The organism is Streptomyces acidicola, from assembly GCF_009377235.1.
Lineage (GTDB): Bacteria > Actinomycetota > Actinomycetes > Streptomycetales > Streptomycetaceae > Streptomyces > Streptomyces acidicola.
Map to the genome: position 1 here is coordinate 1 of NZ_VMNX01000097.1, position 18,672 is coordinate 18,672.

Genomic DNA, 18,672 nt, shown 5'->3' on the forward strand with positions numbered 1-18,672 from the left:
GGGGTGGACCGGGAGGCCGTCGGGTGTCCGGGCGCAGCGTGCCCCCTGTAGGAGTGACTCACCGGGGTTCAACGCGTGTTCGACCGCTCGGTCACTGCCGGAGGGTGGATCCGGGCCGGAGTGGCTCGTACCCTGGGTAAGCCCTGTGCCGCACACCCGGGTGAACCTTGGGCAAACCGCCTGTACGGGGCAGCAACCATTGCGTTACGGCTGTCCCCTCGTGCATGCTCCCTGGAACCCCGCGCGGCATGGTGCGGGGTATGGGCTTAAGGAGGCGTGCCGCCGTACCCTTGGGGGTATGGGGTTGGGAAGATGATTCCCGGACACAGCTCCGCCACACACTGTCGTCCCACACCCACAAGGACCCGAACGCCGAGATATCCATGGCCGGTCACGAATTCTTCGACCCAGCTGACCGCAAGCGGCGGTCGGTAGCCGATCACACGGCGGCCGACCCGCTGGCGGCGGAAGAAGCACGCCCCTCCTGCGATCCCGCCTTCAAGCATGGCGTCGTCGTCGGCTTCGACGGCTCGACGTCCAGCGAGCGCGCCCTCGCGTACGCGATCGGCATAGCCCATCGCTCCGGCTCGGGCCTGATCATCGTGCACGTCGCCAACCGGCTGCCCACCACGGTGTGGGCCGGCTGCGAGCCACCCGTCTTCGTCGACGTCCCCGACCACCGCACCGAGGTCCTCGGCCTTGAACTCGCCTGCGCCGACTATCTCGCCGAGGTCCCCTGGATCCTCGTCGAGCGCGGAGGCGACATCTGCCACGAACTCGAGGAAGTGGGGCGGGAGTACGAGGCGGACGCGATCGTGGTGGGTTCCACGCACGGGATCGTGGGGCGCATCTTCGGCTCGGTCGCGGGGCGGCTCGCGAAGCGGGCGCAGCGTCCCGTGATCGTCATTCCATGAGCTGCGCTCCCGGTGCCGCTCTTTTCGTAACTCGCCGTTGGGCCGGGTGAGATGTGCTCGGAGGGTGATGGCCACGGGCCGACCTCGACGAGGTGACGGACCCCCACGTTTTGGTGGCACACGTGGGGGTCCGTTCAGTTTGTTCGGCCTCTGCTGGTGCGTGGGGGCTGGTCGCGCCCACGCGGCGGAGCCGCATATCGATACAGCCCCGCGCCCCTTAGAAGCGCCCCTTTGGGGCGCCTCTTTCGGGGGCGCGTCCCTACTCCACCGTTACCGACTTCGCCAGGTTCCTCGGCTTGTCGATGTCCCGGCCCAGGGCCAATGCCGTGTGGTAGGCGAGGAGTTGGAGGGGGATGCCCATGAGGATCGGGTCGAGTTCGTCCTCGTTCTTGGGGACGACGATCGTCTGGTCGGCCTTCTCCTGTTCCTGGTGGGCCACTGCGAGGATCCGGCCGCTGCGGGCCTTGATCTCCTCCAGGGCCGCGCGGTTCTTCTCCAGCAGGTCGTCGTCCGGGACGATCGCGACCGTCGGCAGGGCGGGCTCGATGAGCGCCAGCGGGCCGTGCTTGAGCTCGGAGGCCGGGTACGCCTCGGCGTGGATGTACGAGACCTCCTTGAGCTTCAGCGAGGCCTCGCGGGCCACCGGGTAGCCCCGGACGCGGCCGATGAAGAGCATCGAGCGGGCCTCGGTGAACTGCTCGGCCAGCTTCTTGATCTCCTCCTCCTGCTTCATGATCTCGGAGATCTGTCCGGGCAGCCTCCGCAGCCCCTCGATGATCCGCTTGCCGTCGCGGACGGACAGGTCACGGGTGCGGCCCAGGTGCAGGGCGAGCAGCGCGAAGGCGACCGTGGTGTTCGTGAAGCACTTGGTGGAGACCACGCAGACCTCGGGCCCCGCGTGGACGTAGATGCCGCCGTCGGCCTCGCGGGCGATCGCCGAGCCGACGACGTTCACCACGCCCAGTACCCGCGCGCCCTTGCGCTTCAGCTCCTGCACTGCGGCCAGTACGTCGTACGTCTCACCGGACTGCGAGACGGCGACGTACAGCGTGTCGGGGTCCACGACCGCGTCGCGGTAGCGGAACTCCGACGCCGGCTCGGCGTCGGCGGGGATGCGGGCCAGCTCCTCGATCATCTGGGCGCCGATCATGCCCGCGTGGTACGAGGTGCCGCAGCCGAGGATCTTCACGCGGCGGATCCGGCGCGCCTCGCGGGCGTCCAGGTTCAGGCCGCCCAGGCGCACGGTCGAGAACCGGTCGTCGATACGGCCGCGCAGCACGCGGTCCACGGCGTCGGCCTGCTCGTGGATCTCCTTGTGCATGTACGTGTCATGGCCGCCCATGTCGTACGACGCGGCCTCCCACTCGACGGTGGTCGGCTCGGCCGTCGTGCGGGTGCCCTCGGTGGTGTACGTGCGGAAGTCGTCGGCCTTGAGGGTGGCCATCTCGCCGTCGTCGAGGGTCACTATCTGCCGGGTGTGGGTGACCAGGGCGGCGATGTCCGAGGCGACGAACATCTCCTTCTCGCCGATGCCGAGGACGACCGGCGAGCCGTTGCGCGCCACCACGATCCGGTCGGTGAAGTCGGCGTGCATGACGGCGATGCCGTAGGTGCCCTCGATGATCCTGAGCGCCTGGCGGACCTTCTCCTCCAGGGTCTCGGCCTGGGAGCGGGCGATCAGGTGGGTGAGGACCTCGGTGTCGGTCTCGGAGAGGAACTCGACGCCGTCGGCCTCCAGCTTCCGGCGCAGCTCGGAGGCGTTGTCGATGATGCCGTTGTGCACGACCGCGACCTTGCTGTCGGCCGACATGTGCGGGTGCGCGTTGATGTCGGACGGGGCGCCGTGGGTGGCCCAGCGGGTGTGGGCGATGCCGGTGGTGCCCTTGAAGCGCGCGGGGACCTTGGCCTCCAGGTCGCGGACCCGGCCCTTGGCCTTGACCATCTTCAGGCCGGCCGTCTTCGGCGACGTCACGACGATGCCCGCCGAGTCGTAGCCGCGGTACTCCAGCCGCTGCAGGCCCTCCAGCAGCAGCGGGGCCACATCGCGCTTACCGATGTATCCGACGATTCCGCACATACAGTTCTCCCCTTGTCTCCCCGTTTGCAGCTAACCCGTTTGTAGCTGTACATCCCGTTTGTGGTCGTTCATCCCCGACGGTCTCAGCCGTAGACGATGCGGCGCAGTTGTCTGAGCGTGAGCTCGGGCGGTGCCACCGCGCGGTACTTCAGGTCCGCCTCGATCCGTTCGAAGATCGCCGAGTTCACCAGGCCCTGGGCCTGGAGTTCGCGGTGGCGGCGACGGACGTAGTCCTCGGTCGTCTCGTCGAAGTACGCGAGCACGTCCTGGATCACGCGCAGCGCCTCCCCCCGGCTGAGGGGCGTGGACCGCGTCAGATGATCAACAAGTTCGTCGTGCACCCGGTAGATCCTGGGGTACGGGCGGCCGTTTCGCAAGAATCCTGCCCGATTCCGGGCAGGTGGGTGTTGAAACTCCTTGGGTGAACATTGAATCTCTCATGAGTGCCTGTTCGTGCGGAGTCCATTCCGCGTGCGGCGACTCGTTGCCCCAGGGGACGAGTTTCAGGCCTCATGGACATTCCTCGCATGGGAGTACCCGAGCGGCTCGCCGAGCGCATGAGCATGGCCGAGCAGCACGAATACCTGCGCGCCAGATTCTCGCGGCGCACGATGATCAGGGGCGGCGCCGTCACGCTGGGCGCCGTCGCGGGTGGCGCGTTCGTACCTGGCGCCACCGCCCGGGCCGCCGTACCGACCCAGAGCGTGGCGAGCGCCGAGACCGTCGACGGCTCGCTCGTCGCACCCTTCGGCCGCCATCTCGCCTTCGGCAACGACCCGCGCACCGAGATCACCATCTCGTGGCAGGTCCCCGTCGCGGTGAAGAAGCCCTTCATCCGCGTCGGCGCCCACCCGTGGGACCTCTCCCGCAAGATCGAAGCCGAGGTCCGCACCCTCTACACACCGGCCGGCGTCGGTGCGAGCGGCGACCACACCCAGTACTACCTGCATGCCAAGCTCACCCACCTGCGCGCGGGGCAGACGTACTACTACGGCGTCGGCCACGCCGGCTTCGACCCGGCCGAGCCGCACCTGCTGGGCACCCTCGGCACCTTCACCACCGCCCCCGCGCAGAAGACGCCGTTCACCTTCACGGCCTTCGGGGACCAGGGCGTCAGCTACCACGCGCTCGCCAACGACAGCCTGATCCTCGGCCAGAACCCGGTCTTCCACCTGCACGCCGGCGACATCGCCTACGGTGACCCGGCCGGCCAGGGCAAGACCACCGACACCGGTTTCGACTCACGCACCTGGGACCAGTTCCTGTATCAGACCGAGTCGGTCGCCAAGCAGATCCCGTGGATGGTCAGTTACGGCAACCACGACATGGAGGCCTGGTACTCGCCCAACGGCTACGGCGGCGAGGAAGCCCGCTGGACGCTGCCGGACAACGGCCCCGACAAGAAGAACCTGCCGGGCGTCTACTCCTTCGTCTACGGCAACACGGCGGTCATCTCGCTGGACCCCAACGACGTCTCCTTCGAGATCCCGGCCAACCTCGGCCTCTCCGGCGGCACCCAGACCACGTGGTTCGAGGCGCAGCTGAAGAAGTTCCGGGCGAGCAAGGACATCGACTTCATCGTCGTCTTCTTCCACCACTGCGCCTACTGCACCTCCACCGCGCACGCCTCGGAGGGCGGAGTGCGCCAGGAGTGGGTGCCGCTGTTCGAGAAGTACACCGTCGACCTCGTCATCAACGGCCACAACCACCAGTACGAGCGCACGGACGTCATCAAGGGCGACGAGGTCGCCAAGAAGCTGCCCATCGGCGGTACGGCGTACCCCGAGACCGAGGGTGTCGTGTACGTGACGGCGGGCGCGGCGGGCCGCAGCCTGTACGCCTTCAGCGCGCCCGACTCGTACGAGGGGCACGAGCACGAGGTGGACTCCGTGGCCTCGTTCGTCAACCTCAAGGGCGGCAAGCAGAACGAGACCGTCGCCTGGTCCCGGGTGCGGTACCTCAACTACTCCTTCCTGCGCGTGGACGTCGTCCCCGCTCCGAAGGGCCACTACGCCGAGCTGAAGGTGCAGGGCATCGCCGAGACGGGTGACCGGATCGACCACTTCACCGTGGCGCGCAAGGCGAAGTAGGGCCGTATACCAGGCAGGCGGTCCTCCGGAACGTGTCACATCCGTCAGATGTGTCACATCCGTTTCAGGACCGCCTGCTTGGCCATCGTGAACTCCTCGTCCGTGAGGACGCCGGACCTGTGCAGCTCGCCGAGTTCGCGCAGACGGCGCAGCAAGGCGTCGTGCTCGTCCTCGCGGGTGGCCGGGCCCTCGTCGGGGTCGGCCGCGGCCTGGGGGAGCTGCTTCGGGGGGTCGTCCGCGGGCGGGGCCGACGGGTGTGGGAGCCGCGCCTGCACGGCCGCCGCGACCAGAGCCATCAGCGGGTCCTTCTTGAAGCCCCACAGCTCCACGGAGTTGGGGTCGTACTTCGGCGGGGCTTTCGTGGGCGCGTTCTTCACGGTGAAGCGGAGGTAGCCGTTCTCCAGGCCCACCGCCGGGTGCCACTCCACGGACCGGATGTCGGCCAGCGCGAGCGTGCGTGAGCCGGCCGCGGCCTTCGCGTCCTCCGTCTTCCAGTTCCACTCCAGGCGCACGTGCTCGCCGTCGAAGTTCGCGGTGCCGTCCCCGGCCGAGACGGAGAGCGGGACCGCCGGGCCGGGGAGCAGATAGTCCTCGACGGCATCGGCCGGGACCTGGTCGAGGAGCAGGGCGTTGCGGATCTCGTCCACGAAGTACTCCGCGACGCCGTAGCGGTCCGACTCGACGACGAGCTGGTAGGGGTCGTGGGAGTCGGTGAGCCGGCCTCCGGTCGCGTGGAGGAGTGGGTCCGCGCCGTCGCGCAGCCTCAGTCGCAGCCGCCCGGACCTCTTCCCCTGCTCCAGCGAGACGCCCGCCAACGAGGCCAGCGGGACGGCGAGTTCACCCAGGGTCTTGCGCAACAGGCTCACGTTCTTGTCGCGCCCCGGGGTCAGCCTCAGGGTGTCGCCGTAGAAGGCCCACGTGCCGTCACGCTGGATGATTTCCGCCATGAGGGGATTGTTTCACCGCCTGAACGGGGAGGTTGGTCTGTACCTTTTCGCTGGCACGTGGGTCGATGGAGGGACGCTCAGGTGAGACAGCACCGCAGAACCACTCGTATTCTCGGATCACTGCTGCTCGTGACGGCGGCCGGAGCCTTTGCCGTCGGGGCGGCACCCGCCGGGGGGACGCCCGAAGGGGACACGCCCACACCGCTCGGTCGCGTGATCCCGGCCCCGGCGTCGGTGAAGACGGGCGGAGCCCCGTACCGCATCACGGACAGCACCCGCATCCACGTGGACGACTCACGCGAGGCCCGCCGGATCGGAACCTACCTCGCGGACGTCCTGCGGCCCTCGACCGGCTACCGCATCCCGGTGACGGACCGTCAAGGGACCGGTATACGGCTGAAGCTGGGCTCCAAGGACGCCTCCCTCGGTGACGAGGGCTACCGCCTCGACAGCGGTCGGCAGGGGGTCACGATCACCGCCCGCAAGCCCGCCGGGCTCTTCCACGGCGTGCAGACCCTGCGCCAGCTCCTGCCTGCGGCCGTCGAGAAGGACTCCGTGCAGCCCGGCCCCTGGCTGGTCGCGGGCGGCACCATCAAGGACACCCCGCGCTACGGCTGGCGCGGCGCCATGCTGGACGTCTCCCGGCACTTCTTCACCGTGGACCAGGTCAAGCGCTACATCGACCAGTTGGCGCTCTACAAGGTCAACAAGCTGCACCTGCACCTCAGCGACGACCAGGGCTGGCGCATCGCGATCGACTCCTGGCCCCGGCTCGCCACGTACGGCGGCTCCACGCAGGTCGGCGGCGGCCCCGGCGGCCACTACACGAAGGACGACTACAAGGAGATCGTCCGGTACGCCTCCTCCCGCTTCCTGGAGGTCGTCCCCGAGATCGACATGCCCGGCCACACCAACGCGGCGCTCGCCTCCTACGCCGACTTGAACTGCGACGGCGTCGCACCCCCGCTCTACACCGGCACCGAGGTCGGCTTCAGCTCGCTGTGCGTGAACAAGGACGTCACGTACGACTTCGTCGACGACGTGATCCGTGAGCTGGCAGCCCTCACCCCCGGCCGCTACCTCCACATCGGCGGCGACGAGGCGCACTCCACCAGCCACGACGACTACGTCAAGTTCATGGACCGGGTGCAGCCGGTCGTGGCGAAGTACGGCAAGACGGTGATCGGCTGGCACCAGCTCACCGGGGCGACCCCGGCGAAGGGCGCCCTCGCCCAGTACTGGGGCCTGGACCGCACGAGCGCGGAGGAGAAGGAACGGGTCGCGGCGGCGGCGCGGGCCGGCACCGGACTGATCCTGTCGCCCGCCGACCGGATCTACCTCGACATGAAGTACACCGAGGACACCCCCCTGGGCCTGGCCTGGGCGGGCCTGGTGGAGGTGAAGCGGTCGTACGACTGGGACCCGGGCACCTACCTCCCGGGAGCGCCGGGCTCGGCCGTCAAGGGCGTCGAGGCGCCCCTGTGGACCGAGACGATCGTGACCCCGGCGAACATCGACTTCATGGCCTTCCCGCGCCTGCCGGGCGTCGCGGAACTCGGTTGGTCGCCCGCGGCGACGCACGACTGGGACGCGTACAAGGTGCGGCTCGCGGCGCAGGGGCCGCGGTGGGACGCGCTGGGCATCGGCTACTACCGGTCGCCGCAGGTGCCCTGGACGGCAGCCGGGTAGCTTGCGCGGGACGACGGGCACCTCGGAGGACCGTACTCCGAGGTGCCCGTCTGTTCGGGGAGGGGGCCGCCCTGCTAAAGCCCCGCGATGGGATTCTTCAGATGGCCGACGAGCTGGAGCGCGCCCGCCGGGTCGGCGAGGTCGACCATCTGCTGGTTGTTGCGCAGCTGGAGCCGGTTGAGGCAGGACAGCGCGAACTCGGGGGCGAACATGTCGTACTGCTCGAACTTGCTTGAGAGTTCGGGGACCTGTGCCTGGTACTCGCGGACGGTCTCGGCGACCGTGCGCCAGAAGTCGTCCTCCGCCAGGACGCCCTCGTCCGCGAGGTTCGCGGCGAGGAAACGGAAGAAGCAGTCGAAGACGTCCGTGAAGATCGACAGGAGCTTCTTCTCCTCCGGGACCTCCACACGCAGCCGCTCCACCGTCGGCGGCAGCACCGCGTCGGGGTCCATCACCGCGATCTCCTCGGCGATGTCCTTGTAGATCGCGCGCTGCACGACACCGTCCTTCAGGACGAGGATGACGTTCTCGCCGTGCGGCATGAAGACGAGGTCGTACGCGTAGAAGCTGTGCAGCAACGGAGTGAAGTACGCCCGCAGGTAGTGGCGCAGCCACTCCACCGGGGTGAGGCCCGAGCGCTCGATCAGCGCCGTCGCGAAGCCCCTGCCCTCGTGGTCGACGTGGACGAGCGAGGCCATGGTGGCCGGCGACTCGCCCTCCTGGAGCGAGGGCACCGGGCTCTCGCGCCACAGCGCGGCCAGCATCTTGCGGTACGGGGAGTAGCGGTCCGTGGCGGACTCGTACTCCAGGTGGCGGTAACCGACCGCCGCGCGCTCGCGGATGATCGACAGGCCCGTCGCCTTCAGTACCGGGTCGCCCTCGATGAGCTGGGCCAGCCAGTCGTTGATCGCCGGGGTCGCCTCCATGTACGCGGCCGAGAGCCCGCGCATGAAGCCCATGTTGAGGACGGACAGGGCCGTCTTGACGTAGTGCTTCTCGGGCCGGGACTTGTTGAAGAACGTCCGGATCGACTGCTGGGCGAGGTACTCGTCGTCGCCCTCGCCGAGGCAGACCAGGTGCCGCTGGGCGACCTCCGCGGCGAAGGTGACCGTGAGCTTGTTCCACCACTGCCAGGGGTGGACGGGGATGAAGAGGTAGTCGGCCGGGTCGAGGCCGGCCTCGCGCAGGACGCCGTTGAAGCGCTCGACCGTCGCCTCGCCCAGCTCGTCCCGCAGGAACGCCTCGTACTCGATGCCCACACCCGCCGTGAAGGCCGCCCGCGAACGGTGCGCGGCCAGCCACACCAGGCGGAGGGGGCTCGCGGTCTCGGGGGCGTACGAGAGGTACTCGTGGACGCCGAAGCCGAGCCGCCCGTTGTTGGCGACGAAGCAGGGGTGGCCCTCGGTCATACCGGCCTCGATGGCCTGGAAGCCGGAGCCGGCCAGCTCGGCGACGGGGATCTGCGGCTTGGTGAGCTTGTAGCAGGTCCCGGAGAGGGTGGAGGAGATCTCCTCCAGGTAGACGGGCAGGACCTCGTCGCTCAGGCCCAGCGTCTCCTTCAGCTCGATGAAGAAGTCCAGGGCGGCGAGCGGGAGTTCGCGGCCGTCGCGGTGGCGGGTGACGGAGCCGGCGTCGACCTGCCAGTGGTCGAGGGCGCGGACCACGGCCGTGAAGGTGTACCGGGTGCGGCCGTCGTCGCTGGGGACGGCGTACCGGTTCTCTCCGGTGGTCTCCGGCGTGATCAGCCGCTCGTGGGCGAACTCGGCGAGTGCCTTGCGGACCAGCAGGCGGTTGGCCCGCTCCCAGCGCTCGGGGGACAGGTGGGCCACGGCGTCGGACAGGGTCATACCGCCACTCCTCGTGCCGCCAGGTAATGCTCACGGGTACAGAAGCTCAGCAAGGCTTTCTTCTCCGGCGTCTGGATCTCTCGTACGGGCAGGAAGCCGACCGCCTCGTTCAGGGCGTGGACGGCCTTGTTGGACACGTCCGGTTCGACGACCACACGGGCCGTGGCCGGATCTTCGAAGAGGTGCGTCATGACGGCGGTGATGACGGCCCGGGTGAACCCGTGCACGGGTGTGTCCGTCGGCGGCACCAGGAAGTGCATGCCGACGTCTCCGGGCTCGGGCTCGTACAGGCCGACCAGCTCACGGTGGGCCGGGTCGTACTTCTCCATGAGGAAGGCGGGTTCGCCGTCGAGCAGCCCGAGCAGGGCATGGTGGTGTTCGTCGGCCGCGATCTCCATGTAGGCGCGTTCGACGTCCTCGAGCCTGGCGCCCTGCATCATCCAGTAGGCGGCCTTGGGGTGGGTGACCCAGGTGTGCAGGAGCGCGGCGTCCTTCAGCGGATCGAGGGGCCGGAAGGTGAAGGTGCCGGTGAAGGGGAAGGGGAAGGGGAAGTTCATACTGCGAACTCCTGGAACGCGATGGTCTTCTCGACGGGGTAGTACTCGGTGCCGAGCAGCTCGCGGATGATGGACGAGTTCCGGTACGCGCCCATGCCCAGGTCCGGGGATGTGACGCTGTGCGTGTGCACGCCCGCGTTCTGCAGGAAGATCCCGCGTCCCGTGGTGTCGATGGCGTAGTTGCGGCCCACGTCGAAGCGGCCGTGGCCGTCGAAGCGGAGGCGGTCGCGGATGAGGTCGAGGAAGGCCGGCGGCCGGTAGTGGTAGCCGGTGGCGAGGACCAGGCCCTCGGTCCGGATCTCGAAGTCCTTGTCCTGCTCGTCCTGGTGGAAGTCGAGGGTGTACAGCCCGCCCTCATGACTCGCCGTTTTCAGGGTGGAGTTGGTGATGAGCCGGGTGGGGACCGGGCGGCCTCCGGCCGTCACGTTCTTCTGGTACAGCAGGTCGAAGATCGAGTCGATCAGGTCCGAGTTGATGCCCTTGAACAGGCCTTTCTGCTGCTTCTCCAGCCGGTAGCGGGTGTCCTCGGGCAGCGCGCGGAAGTAGTCGATGTAGTCCGGGGACGTCATCTCCAGCGTCAGCTTGGTGTATTCGAGGGGGAAGAAGCGCGGGGAGCGCGTGATCCAGTTGAGCTGGTAGCCGTGGACGTCGATCTCGGTGAGGAGCTCGTGGTAGATCTCCGCGGCGCTCTGGCCGCTGCCGACGATCGTGATGGACTTCTTCGACTGGAGCTCGGCCTTGCGGTGCGTGTAGTGCGCGTTGTGGAAGAAGTCGCCGTCCAGGCCCTGGCAGGCCTCGGGGACGAAGGGGACGGTGCCGGTGCCGAGGACGAGGTGGCGGGCGCGGTACGTCTCGCCGGTTTCGGTGCGTATGAGATACAGCCCGGCCCCGTCGTCGTACCTCACCTCCGTGACCGTCGTGCTGAAGCGGACGCTGCTCAGTTTGTTCGCCGCCCAGCGGCAGTAGTCGTCGTACTCGACCCGCAGGGGGTAGAAGTTCTCGCGGATGTAGAACGAGTACAGACGGCCGGACTCCTTGAGGTAGTTGAGGAAGGAGTACGGGGACGTCGGGTCGGCCAGCGTCACCAGGTCCGACATGAACGGGGTCTGGAGGTGGGCGCCGTCGAGGAACATGCCCGAGTGCCACTCGAAGTCCGGCTTCGACTCCAGGAAGACGCCGTCGAGTTCGGCGATCGGCTCGGTGAGGCAGGCCAGGCCGAGGTTGAAGGGGCCGAGCCCGATGCCCACGAAGTCGTACGTGGCGTTCGTGGATTCAGGAAGCGCGGTCAAGGGACTCTCCCAGGTACTGCTCGGCGTGGCAGGCGATCAGATCGAGGACGGCGGCGATGTCGGCGGCCGTGGTCTCGGGGTTGAGCAGGGTGAACTTCAGGTAGTGGCGCCCGCCGACCTTGGTGCCCGCGACCACCGCGTCACCGGAGGCGAACAGGGCCTTGCGGGCGTACAGGTTGGCCCGGTCGATCTCGGCCGGGTCGGTGACGGCCTCGGGGATGTAGCGGAAGACCAGCGTGGACAGCCGCGGCTCGACCACGACGTCGTAGCGCGGGTCGGCGGCGAGCAGCCGCCAGCCCTCCTCCGCCAGGTCGCAGACCTCGTCGAAGAGCCGGCCTATGCCGTCGGCGCCCATCGTGCGCAGGGTCATCCACAGCTTGAGCGCATCGAAGCGGCGGGTGGTCTGGAGGGACTTGTCGACCTGGTTGGGGATGCGCTCGGTCACCATGCGGCGCGGGTTGAGGTACTCCGCGTGGTACGTGGCGTGGCGCAGCGTCGTCGCGTCCCGGACCAGCACGGCGGACGAACTCACCGGCTGGAAGAAGGACTTGTGGTAGTCGACGGTGACGGAGTCGGCGCGCTCGATGCCGTCGAGCAGTGCACGGCGCCTGAGTGAGGCGAGCAGACCGCAGCCGTAGGCCGCGTCGACGTGCATCCACACTCCGAACCGGTCGCACAGCTCGGCGATCTCGGGCAGCGGGTCGATGGAGCCGAAGTCGGTGGTGCCGGCGGTGGCGACGACGGCCATGGGGATCAGGCCGTCCCGCTCGCAGCGCTCCAGCTCGTGGGCGAGGGCGAGGGTCTGCATGCGCTTGTCGTGGTCGACGGGGACGGAGACGACGGAGTCGGCGCTGAGGCCCAGCAGCTTCGCGGACTTCTTGACGCTGAAGTGGCTGACCTCGGAGGCGAAGATACGCATTTTGGCGAGGGAGTCCGTCTTGGACTCCTCACGGGCCAGCAGCAGCGCCTGGAGGTTGGACTGGGTGCCGCCGGAGGTGAACACGCCGTCGGCGGCCGGGCCGAGGCCGATGCGCTCGGCGGTCCAGTCGATGAGCTTGCGTTCGATGAGGGTGCCGCCGGCCGACTGGTCCCAGGTGTCGAGGGAGGAGTTGACGGCGGAGAGGACGGCTTCGCCGAGCACGGCCGGTATGACGACCGGGCAGTTGAGGTGGGCGAGGTAGCGCGGGTGGTGGAAGTAGATCGCGTCCCGGAGGTAGACGTCCTCCAGCTCGTCCAGCACGGCTGTGGTGTTGTGCAGTGGCCGGTCGAGGTCGATCTGCTCGATGCGGGGAGCGAGGGCGTCGACGGTGACGCCCGTGAACGGACGGTCGGTGGTGGCGAGTTTGGCCGCCACCCGCTCGATTCCTTCGGTCACGGAGCTGCGGTACCGCTCCGCGGTCGTGTCATTGAGCAGGTGCGAGCGCATGGTGAGCGTTCCTCCGAGCGGGGACGGTCCGTGCGGACGGGAGAGGGGGGAGTCGAAAAGGGGCTTACTGGCTTACTACTTTGAGGCTTACTTAGGTAAGCCTAACCTAATTAACCGGGTCGCAATCCTGCCCCACCCGTGACTGCCGTCACTCTCCTCGCTCGCGCATCTGCTCCTCCGTCAGCCCCTCGCGCCAGTAACCGACAAAGGTCACCCGCCTCTTGTCGATCCCGCGCTCGCGCACGAGATGGCGGCGCAGCTCCTTCACCCGGCCGGACTCGCCCGCGATCCAGGCGTACGGCTGCTCGGCGGGCGGGAGTTCGGCGTCACGGATCGCATCGAGGGCCATGAGGGACCCCTCGGCGCGTACGAGCCAGGTGATCTCGGCGTCGGCCTCGGTCGCCAGGTCCTGGATGTCCCCGGCGTGGTGGACCTCCAGCCAGACCCGGGCGCGGGTGCCCGCCGGCAGTGACTCCAGGATCGCGGAGGCGGCGGGGAGGGCCGTCTCGTCGCCCCACATCAGCACCAGATCGGTGTCCTCGGGCGGACGGAAACGAATCGCCCGGTTGTCGGCGACGGCCGGGCCGAGCACCAGGACGCGGTCGCCGGCCGTGGCTTCGGCAGCCCACCGGGAGGCGGGGCCCGCGGGCGCGGTGGCCCCCGGCTCCATGCCGTGCAGCACGAAGTCGATGTCGATCTCGGCGGTGGCTCCGCGTGCGTCACGGCGCAGCGCGCGGAGTGTGTACGAGCGCATCACCGCGCGTACGTCGTCCGGCAGTTCGCGCCAGCCCTGCCACCACGTGTCACCCAGTTCGACGGGTACGGCGGGCGCGGACTGGCCGGGGTGCGGCAGGAACAGTGACAGGGACTGGTCCCCGCCGTCGGAGCGGAACTCCCGCAGGTCGTCACCGTCGAAGGTGACACGCACGAGAGACGGGCCGAGCCGCCTCGTCCGTACGACCTGAAGGGAGAAGAAACGGAAGGGGGCGGCTACGGCCGTCGTCATGGAGTAACTCCTGGTTCAGGGCGTGCCTCTTGGGAGGCCTCCCCATGGGCGTCAGGAAACCTTCTTCGCCTTCTCGATCGCTTCCGCGAGGTTTTCGAGCAGCGGCACGCACTTGTCGTAGGAGAGAATCGGCTCCGGGTCACGCGCGATGACCTGCCCGGCCTTGACCGCGGGCAGCTTCTTCCACGTGGCCTCGGTGATGTCGTCCGGCTGGATCGCCGAGGAGCGGTTGTCCATCATGATGATGTCCGCGTCGTACTTGTCGACGTTCTCCCAGCTCAGGTTCTCGAACCAGCCGCCGCTCGCCTTGAGGGTCGAGGCGGGGGGCTCGACGAGGTTCACGCCGAGGGCCTTGTAGTACTCCAGGTCGATGGAGAGGTTCGAGCCGGAGACGTAGAAGATGTCCTGGGCCGCCGAACCCGCCAGCACCTTGATGTCGGGGTTGGCCTTGGCGGCGGCGCGCAGCCGGGCGGCGGCGTCCTCGAAGCGCTTCTTGGCCGTGGTGACCTTCTCGGCCTTCACGTCGGCGCCGAGGGACTCGGCGAGTTCCAGCATGCGCTGCAGCGGCTCGGTCAACTGGCGGTCGTACACGGAGATGCCGACGCTCGGGGCGCCGACGGCGAGGATCTTCTTGCTGGACTCCTCGGGCACGTACCAGAGGGTGCCCGCGTCGTCGAACAGCGTGGTGAGGAGCGCGTCGGGGGAGAGGGCCGCGTACTTCTCGATGTTGAACTGGCCCCACTCGTTGCCGAGGACGGTCACCTTGCTGATGTCGAGGTCGCCGGCCTGGATGTCGGCCTTGCCGTCCTTCGTTCTCGTCGGTCCGAAGACGCCCTTGACGTCGATCCCGTAGTCGTGCAGCGCGGCGGCGACGCCGATGAACGCGACGATGTTCGCCGGGATCCGGTCCGCCTTCGCGGTCTCGCCGCGGTCGTCCTTGAAGGACCAGGGACCGGACTTGGCCGCGGCCGTCGTCCCGCTCGAACCACCGCTGCCGGCGTCTTCGTCCCCGCAGGCGGCGAGCACGGCGCCGAGACCAAGGGCACCGCCGGCGGCCAGGATGCCGCGGCGGGTCGGGTGGGTGGCACGGGCGTTGAACATGGGTGGCTGCTTTCGAACAGGGCTGGATCGCCCGGGAACAGGTTCGAAGGTAGGTTAGCCTAACCTCATTAATTGTCCAGGGGGGTGGTTCCCTCGCGCTTCCCGGTGACCTCGGCGATCCAGGCCGCGCAGGTCGGCCAGTGCCGCATCGGGCAACGTTCGCCCTGTTCACGACCTCGCGGAGGCGTTCGTCGGCGGCGTGCTCGTTCCGCCGGACGAGGTAGCGGCGGATCATGCACGCAGGGCCGGATGGCTCCCTGCTTCGCCCGCTGCCGCCGTCCTCACGGTGCGAGGGAAGCGCAGTGTTACCCTTCGTCAGGGTCTGCTCTCTTCCTGGCGGCGAGTCGAACAGGGGCTTGGGCAGGGCGTGTTGACCCGCCCAGAAGCGTCCCTCCGGTACTCGATCGGCATCGGCCACCCGCCACGAGTCAGGGCCGAGGCCAGGGAGCGTCATATGTACTCGATGACCGCGCGTGAACAGTCGGGCGACACGAAACGGGCACCGGCCCATCTCTCCCGTGCTGTGCGCTCACGCACGCAAGGGTCCGTGTTGCCGCCGCACCTTGCGCGCGTCCTGGAGATGCAGGGACTGGCCGGCAATGCCGCGACGACTGAGACCCTGACGGTGCAGCGCATGTCCCGACGGCGGGACAGCTCCGACTCCGATCTTGCCTACGGGTCTTCGGCGGGCTCTTCCAGTAGTAGCCCGCGGCGGCATGAGGACGATGGTTCCGACTCGGGCTTGGCTTACGGCTCGGACAACGGATCTCCGTCGCGTCGCGCTGACAACTCGTTCAGCGGCTCGGTGGGCGGAGTGCGTTTCGTAAGCCGGAGCAACAACGGCCGTATGATGCGTCAGATCTTCACTATCGTCGAGAGCGCGTCCTCCCATTTCTCCCAGGAACTCTCGGCCGCCGGCGCCATCACTGTGCAGCTCGGCCGCACGCAGGGAGGAACCCCCGGCGAATGGCGGCCGGACAGCCGTACGGTCGTGCTGGATCCGAGGCGGGCGACCCCCAGCCACCTCGGCGGAACCGCCGTTTTCGAGATCCTCAACGCCGCGGGAGAAGGTAGCCGGGCGGCCCTGGATGCAGACGTGCTCAACGGCAGGCTCGACAGCGAGGCCGAACGGGCGGGGTGGCCACCTGAGCGGTTCTACGCGAGGGAAGTGGAACGCATCGAGTGGCAGAACGGCATGAGGCATCGGGAGATCATGACTGCCGCCGGCCTGTCGAGGTCGAGCGCCAACCTGTTCTCCGCCGAAGGCGACTTCGATTCCTACTTCGCGCGCCAGGAACGATCCGGCCACACCCATAGTTACGAATTCCGCTACCACTTGTTGCGAGCGCAAGCGGCCTCTGAGGCTGCCCGCCGCGAGGAGCGGCAGGCCACCTGATCCGGCACTAGTCGAGCCATACGACAATGCCGGTCAGACCGTTGAGTACCGCCGCCACGCCGGCGCGCACGGCGCGGGCCGCGCGTTCGGGTGTGAAGGTGGCCGGGTCGTACGACGAGGACATGCCGAGGCCTTCGCCCCGGAACGACGCGCCGGTCCAGTCGGCGGCGGTGACGTTCTCCGTCGGCTCCGCCAACTCGGCCCCGACCACGAGGAACTGCTGGTCGAGGTGGCTGGCCGTGACCAGGGCCAAGGGGTCGACGAGGTCGTTGCCGGCGCTGATGACGAGGTCGGGCGACAGGTCGATGGCCTCGCTGATGCTCGGTATGTAGTCGGTCGGCTTCGTGGCCGTGATGGTCTTGAGACTGACCTGTTCTTCCTCGGCCCACTTCGTCACGGCGTTCGCCAGCGTCCTGGTCTGGGCGTCCTTTCCCGCGGTGAGCAGCACCACGCGGTAGCCCTTCGACGCGTGGAGTCCGTCCCAGGAGCCGGGGCGCGGTGTGATCGTCCCCTCCGGGGCCGGCGGTGCGGTCGGGTCGGAGAACCCCGGGCCGACGGAGCCGACGGCGGTGGGCTTCGGGTGCGGCTGGGACCAGTCGTCGCCGGAGCTGCATCCGCTGACCAGGATGGCGGTCGCGACTGCCGCGACCGGCAGCCCGACGGGCAGGAGCCGAGGGGACATGGGGTTCGTCCTTCAGGAAGTGGCGGGGAGTGGTCGGGGCTGGTGGAAGTGGCGGGGAGGAGTGACTGAAGCAGCGGGGCGGCCGGAAAGCACCGGGCAATGGCGGGGAATGTGCCTACTTCCTACCTCATGATTCGCGGCTTTCGGGCGGGATGCCGTGGTGGTCGGGTCGGGTTCGTCGCCGATTCGTGCATGGGCCGCCGTTCGTTCACCTGGACCCAGCAGATTCCGTGCGGCAACGAAGAGGAGTCGCATGTTTTCCGCCACCCGACGTCGCGTCTGGGCCGCCCTCGCCGCCGCAGTGGTGGCCGTCCTGCTCAGTGCCGCGCCCGCCCCCGCCCACGGGTTCACCTCGACCGTGTACGCCGACCTCACCTCACCCGAGGCCGGACACGTCCGCACCGAACTCAGGCTGGAGTACGACCTGCTCGTCGTCTCCGCCGCCGACTACGAGAAGGACGACGCGCTCTTCCAGTCGGGCAACTCGGCCTTCGAGGACGGTGACACGGCCCGGCAGGCCACGGCGCTCGACGCCCACGCCGACTCGGTCGTCGCCTACGTCACCGATCGCTTCGGCGTCACGGCGGGGGGCGAAACGTGCGCTCCCGTACAGGACGGCGACTTCACGATCGAGCGGCGCGAGGGCGTCCCGTACGCGGTGCTGGACCTCGACTACCGGTGCCCCGGGGCCGCTGACGCGCACGAGGTGCGCAGCGGTCTGTTCCCGGACTCCGAGGGCTATGTGCGCGACACCAAGACGATCGTCACCTACGACCTCGACCTGACGGCCGGAAGCACCGCCCTCGATGCCGAGCACGCGTCGTTCTCCACCCAGCAGTCCTGGGCCGAGCGGTTCTGGGAGTTCTTCCGGCTCGGCGCCGAGCACCTGCTCACCGGGCTCGACCACATCCTGTTCCTGCTGGCGCTCATCGTGGGATCACGCCGACCGCGTGAGATCGTGCTGGCGGCGACGACCTTCACGCTCGCCCACTCGGTGACCTTCCTCCTCGCCGCCCTCGGCCTCGTGCGGGTGCCCGCCTCGCTCGTCGAGCCGGTCATCGCGCTCTCGATCGCGGTCGTCGCGGGCTGGCATCTGCTGCGGATCGGGCAGCGTCGGTCGCACGCCTCAGATCTTGAGACAGCCGGCCACGGTCATGGTTCCGGTCACCTCGGTCTGGACCGCGCGGGCTGGACGCGGCTCGCGGTGGTCTTCTGCTTCGGACTGGTGCACGGGCTCGGTTTCGCCTCGGCGTTGGGGATCGACCAGGCATGGTCGTGGACGCTCCTGTGGTCACTCCTCGTCTTCAACGTGGGCATCGAGGCGGTCCAGCTGGCCATCATCGCCGTCGTCTTCCCGGCGCTCGCCCTGCTGCGCCGCCGTCAACCGGTCGCGGGGCTCTGGGTGACCGGGGTGATCGCGGCGGGTGTGTCCGCGATGGGCCTGGTGTGGTTCGTGCAACGCGTTCTCTGAGCTCTGAGCCGACATGGCTCGCAGAGCCGACAGAAGCGACAGAGCCCGCACAGCTCACAGAGCCGACAGAGCTCTCGGCGCACCAGGGCAGTGTGACCCCAGGGCACTTTCCTGAAGGCGCAAGTATTCGCTCGTTCCCCGTTCACCTCGGCGACAGGGACTTACGCGACTTTTACCTGG

15 protein-coding genes are annotated in these 18,672 nt (G+C 68.5%); 5 read left to right on the plus strand and 10 right to left on the minus strand.

Annotation, left to right across the window (positions count from 1 at the left end):
• Positions 1 to 383: 383 nt before the first annotated feature.
• On the plus strand, positions 384 to 914 hold the full coding sequence (locus FPZ41_RS24005) for a universal stress protein (RefSeq protein ID WP_131567879.1): 531 nt from the start codon (positions 384 to 386) through the stop codon (positions 912 to 914).
• Positions 915 to 1,173: 259 nt separating this feature from the next.
• Here FPZ41_RS24005 and glmS read toward each other — a convergent pair whose 3' ends face one another.
• The gene (gene glmS / locus FPZ41_RS24010) at positions 1,174 to 2,991 is read right to left on the minus strand and encodes a glutamine--fructose-6-phosphate transaminase (isomerizing) (protein ID WP_131567881.1); all 1,818 of its coding nucleotides are present in this window, start codon (positions 2,989 to 2,991) and stop codon (positions 1,174 to 1,176) included.
• An 83-nt stretch (positions 2,992 to 3,074) separates the two neighbouring features.
• Complete coding sequence (locus FPZ41_RS24015) at positions 3,075 to 3,332, minus strand: hypothetical protein (RefSeq protein WP_131567882.1); 258 nt, start codon at positions 3,330 to 3,332, stop codon at positions 3,075 to 3,077.
• A 186-nt stretch (positions 3,333 to 3,518) separates the two neighbouring features.
• Here FPZ41_RS24015 and FPZ41_RS24020 point away from each other — a divergent pair, with 186 nt between their 5' ends.
• Positions 3,519 to 5,081: a fibronectin type III domain-containing protein gene (locus tag FPZ41_RS24020; protein ID WP_152865800.1), complete on the plus strand. Its 1,563-nt coding sequence runs from the start codon at positions 3,519 to 3,521 to the stop codon at positions 5,079 to 5,081.
• Positions 5,082 to 5,134: 53 nt separating this feature from the next.
• On the opposite strand, the gene FPZ41_RS24025 is transcribed toward FPZ41_RS24020, so the two are convergent.
• Positions 5,135 to 6,028 carry a DUF4429 domain-containing protein gene (locus FPZ41_RS24025; RefSeq protein ID WP_152865801.1) on the minus strand — a complete coding sequence of 298 codons (894 nt, stop codon included), beginning with the start codon at positions 6,026 to 6,028 and terminating at the stop codon, positions 5,135 to 5,137.
• An 81-nt stretch (positions 6,029 to 6,109) separates the two neighbouring features.
• On the opposite strand from FPZ41_RS24025, the gene FPZ41_RS24030 reads away from it, so the two are divergent.
• Positions 6,110 to 7,717, plus strand: a complete 1,608-nt coding sequence (locus tag FPZ41_RS24030) for a beta-N-acetylhexosaminidase (protein ID WP_322620646.1) — start codon at positions 6,110 to 6,112, stop codon at positions 7,715 to 7,717.
• Between the two features lie 74 nt (positions 7,718 to 7,791).
• Here the strand turns inward: FPZ41_RS24030 and FPZ41_RS24035 are convergent, their stop codons facing one another.
• From FPZ41_RS24035 to FPZ41_RS24060, 6 genes are all read right to left on the minus strand, one after another.
• Positions 7,792 to 9,564, minus strand: coding sequence for an IucA/IucC family protein (locus tag FPZ41_RS24035; protein WP_152865802.1), 1,773 nt, complete (start codon positions 9,562 to 9,564; stop codon positions 7,792 to 7,794).
• A complete protein-coding gene (locus FPZ41_RS24040; protein ID WP_152865803.1) occupies positions 9,561 to 10,121 on the minus strand; it encodes a GNAT family N-acetyltransferase in 561 nt (186 codons plus the stop codon). The genes FPZ41_RS24035 and FPZ41_RS24040 overlap by 4 nt, the downstream gene beginning before the upstream one ends.
• Complete coding sequence (locus FPZ41_RS24045; protein WP_152865804.1) at positions 10,118 to 11,410, minus strand: lysine N(6)-hydroxylase/L-ornithine N(5)-oxygenase family protein; 1,293 nt, start codon at positions 11,408 to 11,410, stop codon at positions 10,118 to 10,120. The genes FPZ41_RS24040 and FPZ41_RS24045 overlap by 4 nt, the downstream gene beginning before the upstream one ends.
• The gene (desA, locus tag FPZ41_RS24050; protein WP_152865805.1) at positions 11,394 to 12,836 is read right to left on the minus strand and encodes a lysine decarboxylase DesA; all 1,443 of its coding nucleotides are present in this window, start codon (positions 12,834 to 12,836) and stop codon (positions 11,394 to 11,396) included. Before desA ends, FPZ41_RS24045 begins: the two co-directional genes overlap by 17 nt.
• Before the next feature lie 148 nt (positions 12,837 to 12,984).
• The gene (locus FPZ41_RS24055; protein WP_152865806.1) at positions 12,985 to 13,842 is read right to left on the minus strand and encodes a siderophore-interacting protein; all 858 of its coding nucleotides are present in this window, start codon (positions 13,840 to 13,842) and stop codon (positions 12,985 to 12,987) included.
• 51 nt (positions 13,843 to 13,893) lie between these two features.
• Positions 13,894 to 14,943: an ABC transporter substrate-binding protein gene (locus FPZ41_RS24060; RefSeq protein WP_152865807.1), complete on the minus strand. Its 1,050-nt coding sequence runs from the start codon at positions 14,941 to 14,943 to the stop codon at positions 13,894 to 13,896.
• A 454-nt stretch (positions 14,944 to 15,397) separates the two neighbouring features.
• On the opposite strand from FPZ41_RS24060, the gene FPZ41_RS24065 reads away from it, so the two are divergent.
• Entirely contained in the window at positions 15,398 to 16,339 is a 942-nt protein-coding gene (locus tag FPZ41_RS24065) for a hypothetical protein (RefSeq protein ID WP_152865808.1), read from the plus strand.
• Between the two features lie 7 nt (positions 16,340 to 16,346).
• On the opposite strand, the gene FPZ41_RS24070 is transcribed toward FPZ41_RS24065, so the two are convergent.
• Positions 16,347 to 17,021: a type 1 periplasmic-binding domain-containing protein gene (locus FPZ41_RS24070; protein WP_152865809.1), complete on the minus strand. Its 675-nt coding sequence runs from the start codon at positions 17,019 to 17,021 to the stop codon at positions 16,347 to 16,349.
• 253 nt (positions 17,022 to 17,274) lie between these two features.
• On the opposite strand from FPZ41_RS24070, the gene FPZ41_RS24075 reads away from it, so the two are divergent.
• Positions 17,275 to 18,492, plus strand: coding sequence for a HupE/UreJ family protein (locus FPZ41_RS24075; RefSeq protein ID WP_152865810.1), 1,218 nt, complete (start codon positions 17,275 to 17,277; stop codon positions 18,490 to 18,492).
• Positions 18,493 to 18,672 lie beyond the last annotated feature (180 nt).

Bases quoted from the DNA above. Each gene is read 5' to 3' on its own strand.
- FPZ41_RS24040 (WP_152865803.1), bottom strand. From the start codon at position 10,121: ATGAACTTCCCCTTCCCCTTCCCCTTCACCGGCACCTTCACCTTCCGG.
- FPZ41_RS24055 (WP_152865806.1), bottom strand. From the start codon at position 13,842: ATGACGACGGCCGTAGCCGCCCCCTTCCGTTTCTTCTCCCTTCAGGTC.
- FPZ41_RS24005 (WP_131567879.1), top strand. From the start codon at position 384: ATGGCCGGTCACGAATTCTTCGACCCAGCTGACCGCAAGCGGCGGTCG.
- FPZ41_RS24020 (WP_152865800.1), top strand. From the start codon at position 3,519: ATGGGAGTACCCGAGCGGCTCGCCGAGCGCATGAGCATGGCCGAGCAG.
- FPZ41_RS24065 (WP_152865808.1), top strand. From the start codon at position 15,398: ATGTACTCGATGACCGCGCGTGAACAGTCGGGCGACACGAAACGGGCA.
- FPZ41_RS24060 (WP_152865807.1), bottom strand. From the start codon at position 14,943: ATGTTCAACGCCCGTGCCACCCACCCGACCCGCCGCGGCATCCTGGCC.
- desA (WP_152865805.1), bottom strand. From the start codon at position 12,836: ATGCGCTCGCACCTGCTCAATGACACGACCGCGGAGCGGTACCGCAGC.
- FPZ41_RS24035 (WP_152865802.1), bottom strand. From the start codon at position 9,564: ATGACCCTGTCCGACGCCGTGGCCCACCTGTCCCCCGAGCGCTGGGAG.
- FPZ41_RS24075 (WP_152865810.1), top strand. From the start codon at position 17,275: ATGTTTTCCGCCACCCGACGTCGCGTCTGGGCCGCCCTCGCCGCCGCA.
- glmS (WP_131567881.1), bottom strand. From the start codon at position 2,991: ATGTGCGGAATCGTCGGATACATCGGTAAGCGCGATGTGGCCCCGCTG.
- FPZ41_RS24025 (WP_152865801.1), bottom strand. From the start codon at position 6,028: ATGGCGGAAATCATCCAGCGTGACGGCACGTGGGCCTTCTACGGCGAC.
- FPZ41_RS24070 (WP_152865809.1), bottom strand. From the start codon at position 17,021: ATGTCCCCTCGGCTCCTGCCCGTCGGGCTGCCGGTCGCGGCAGTCGCG.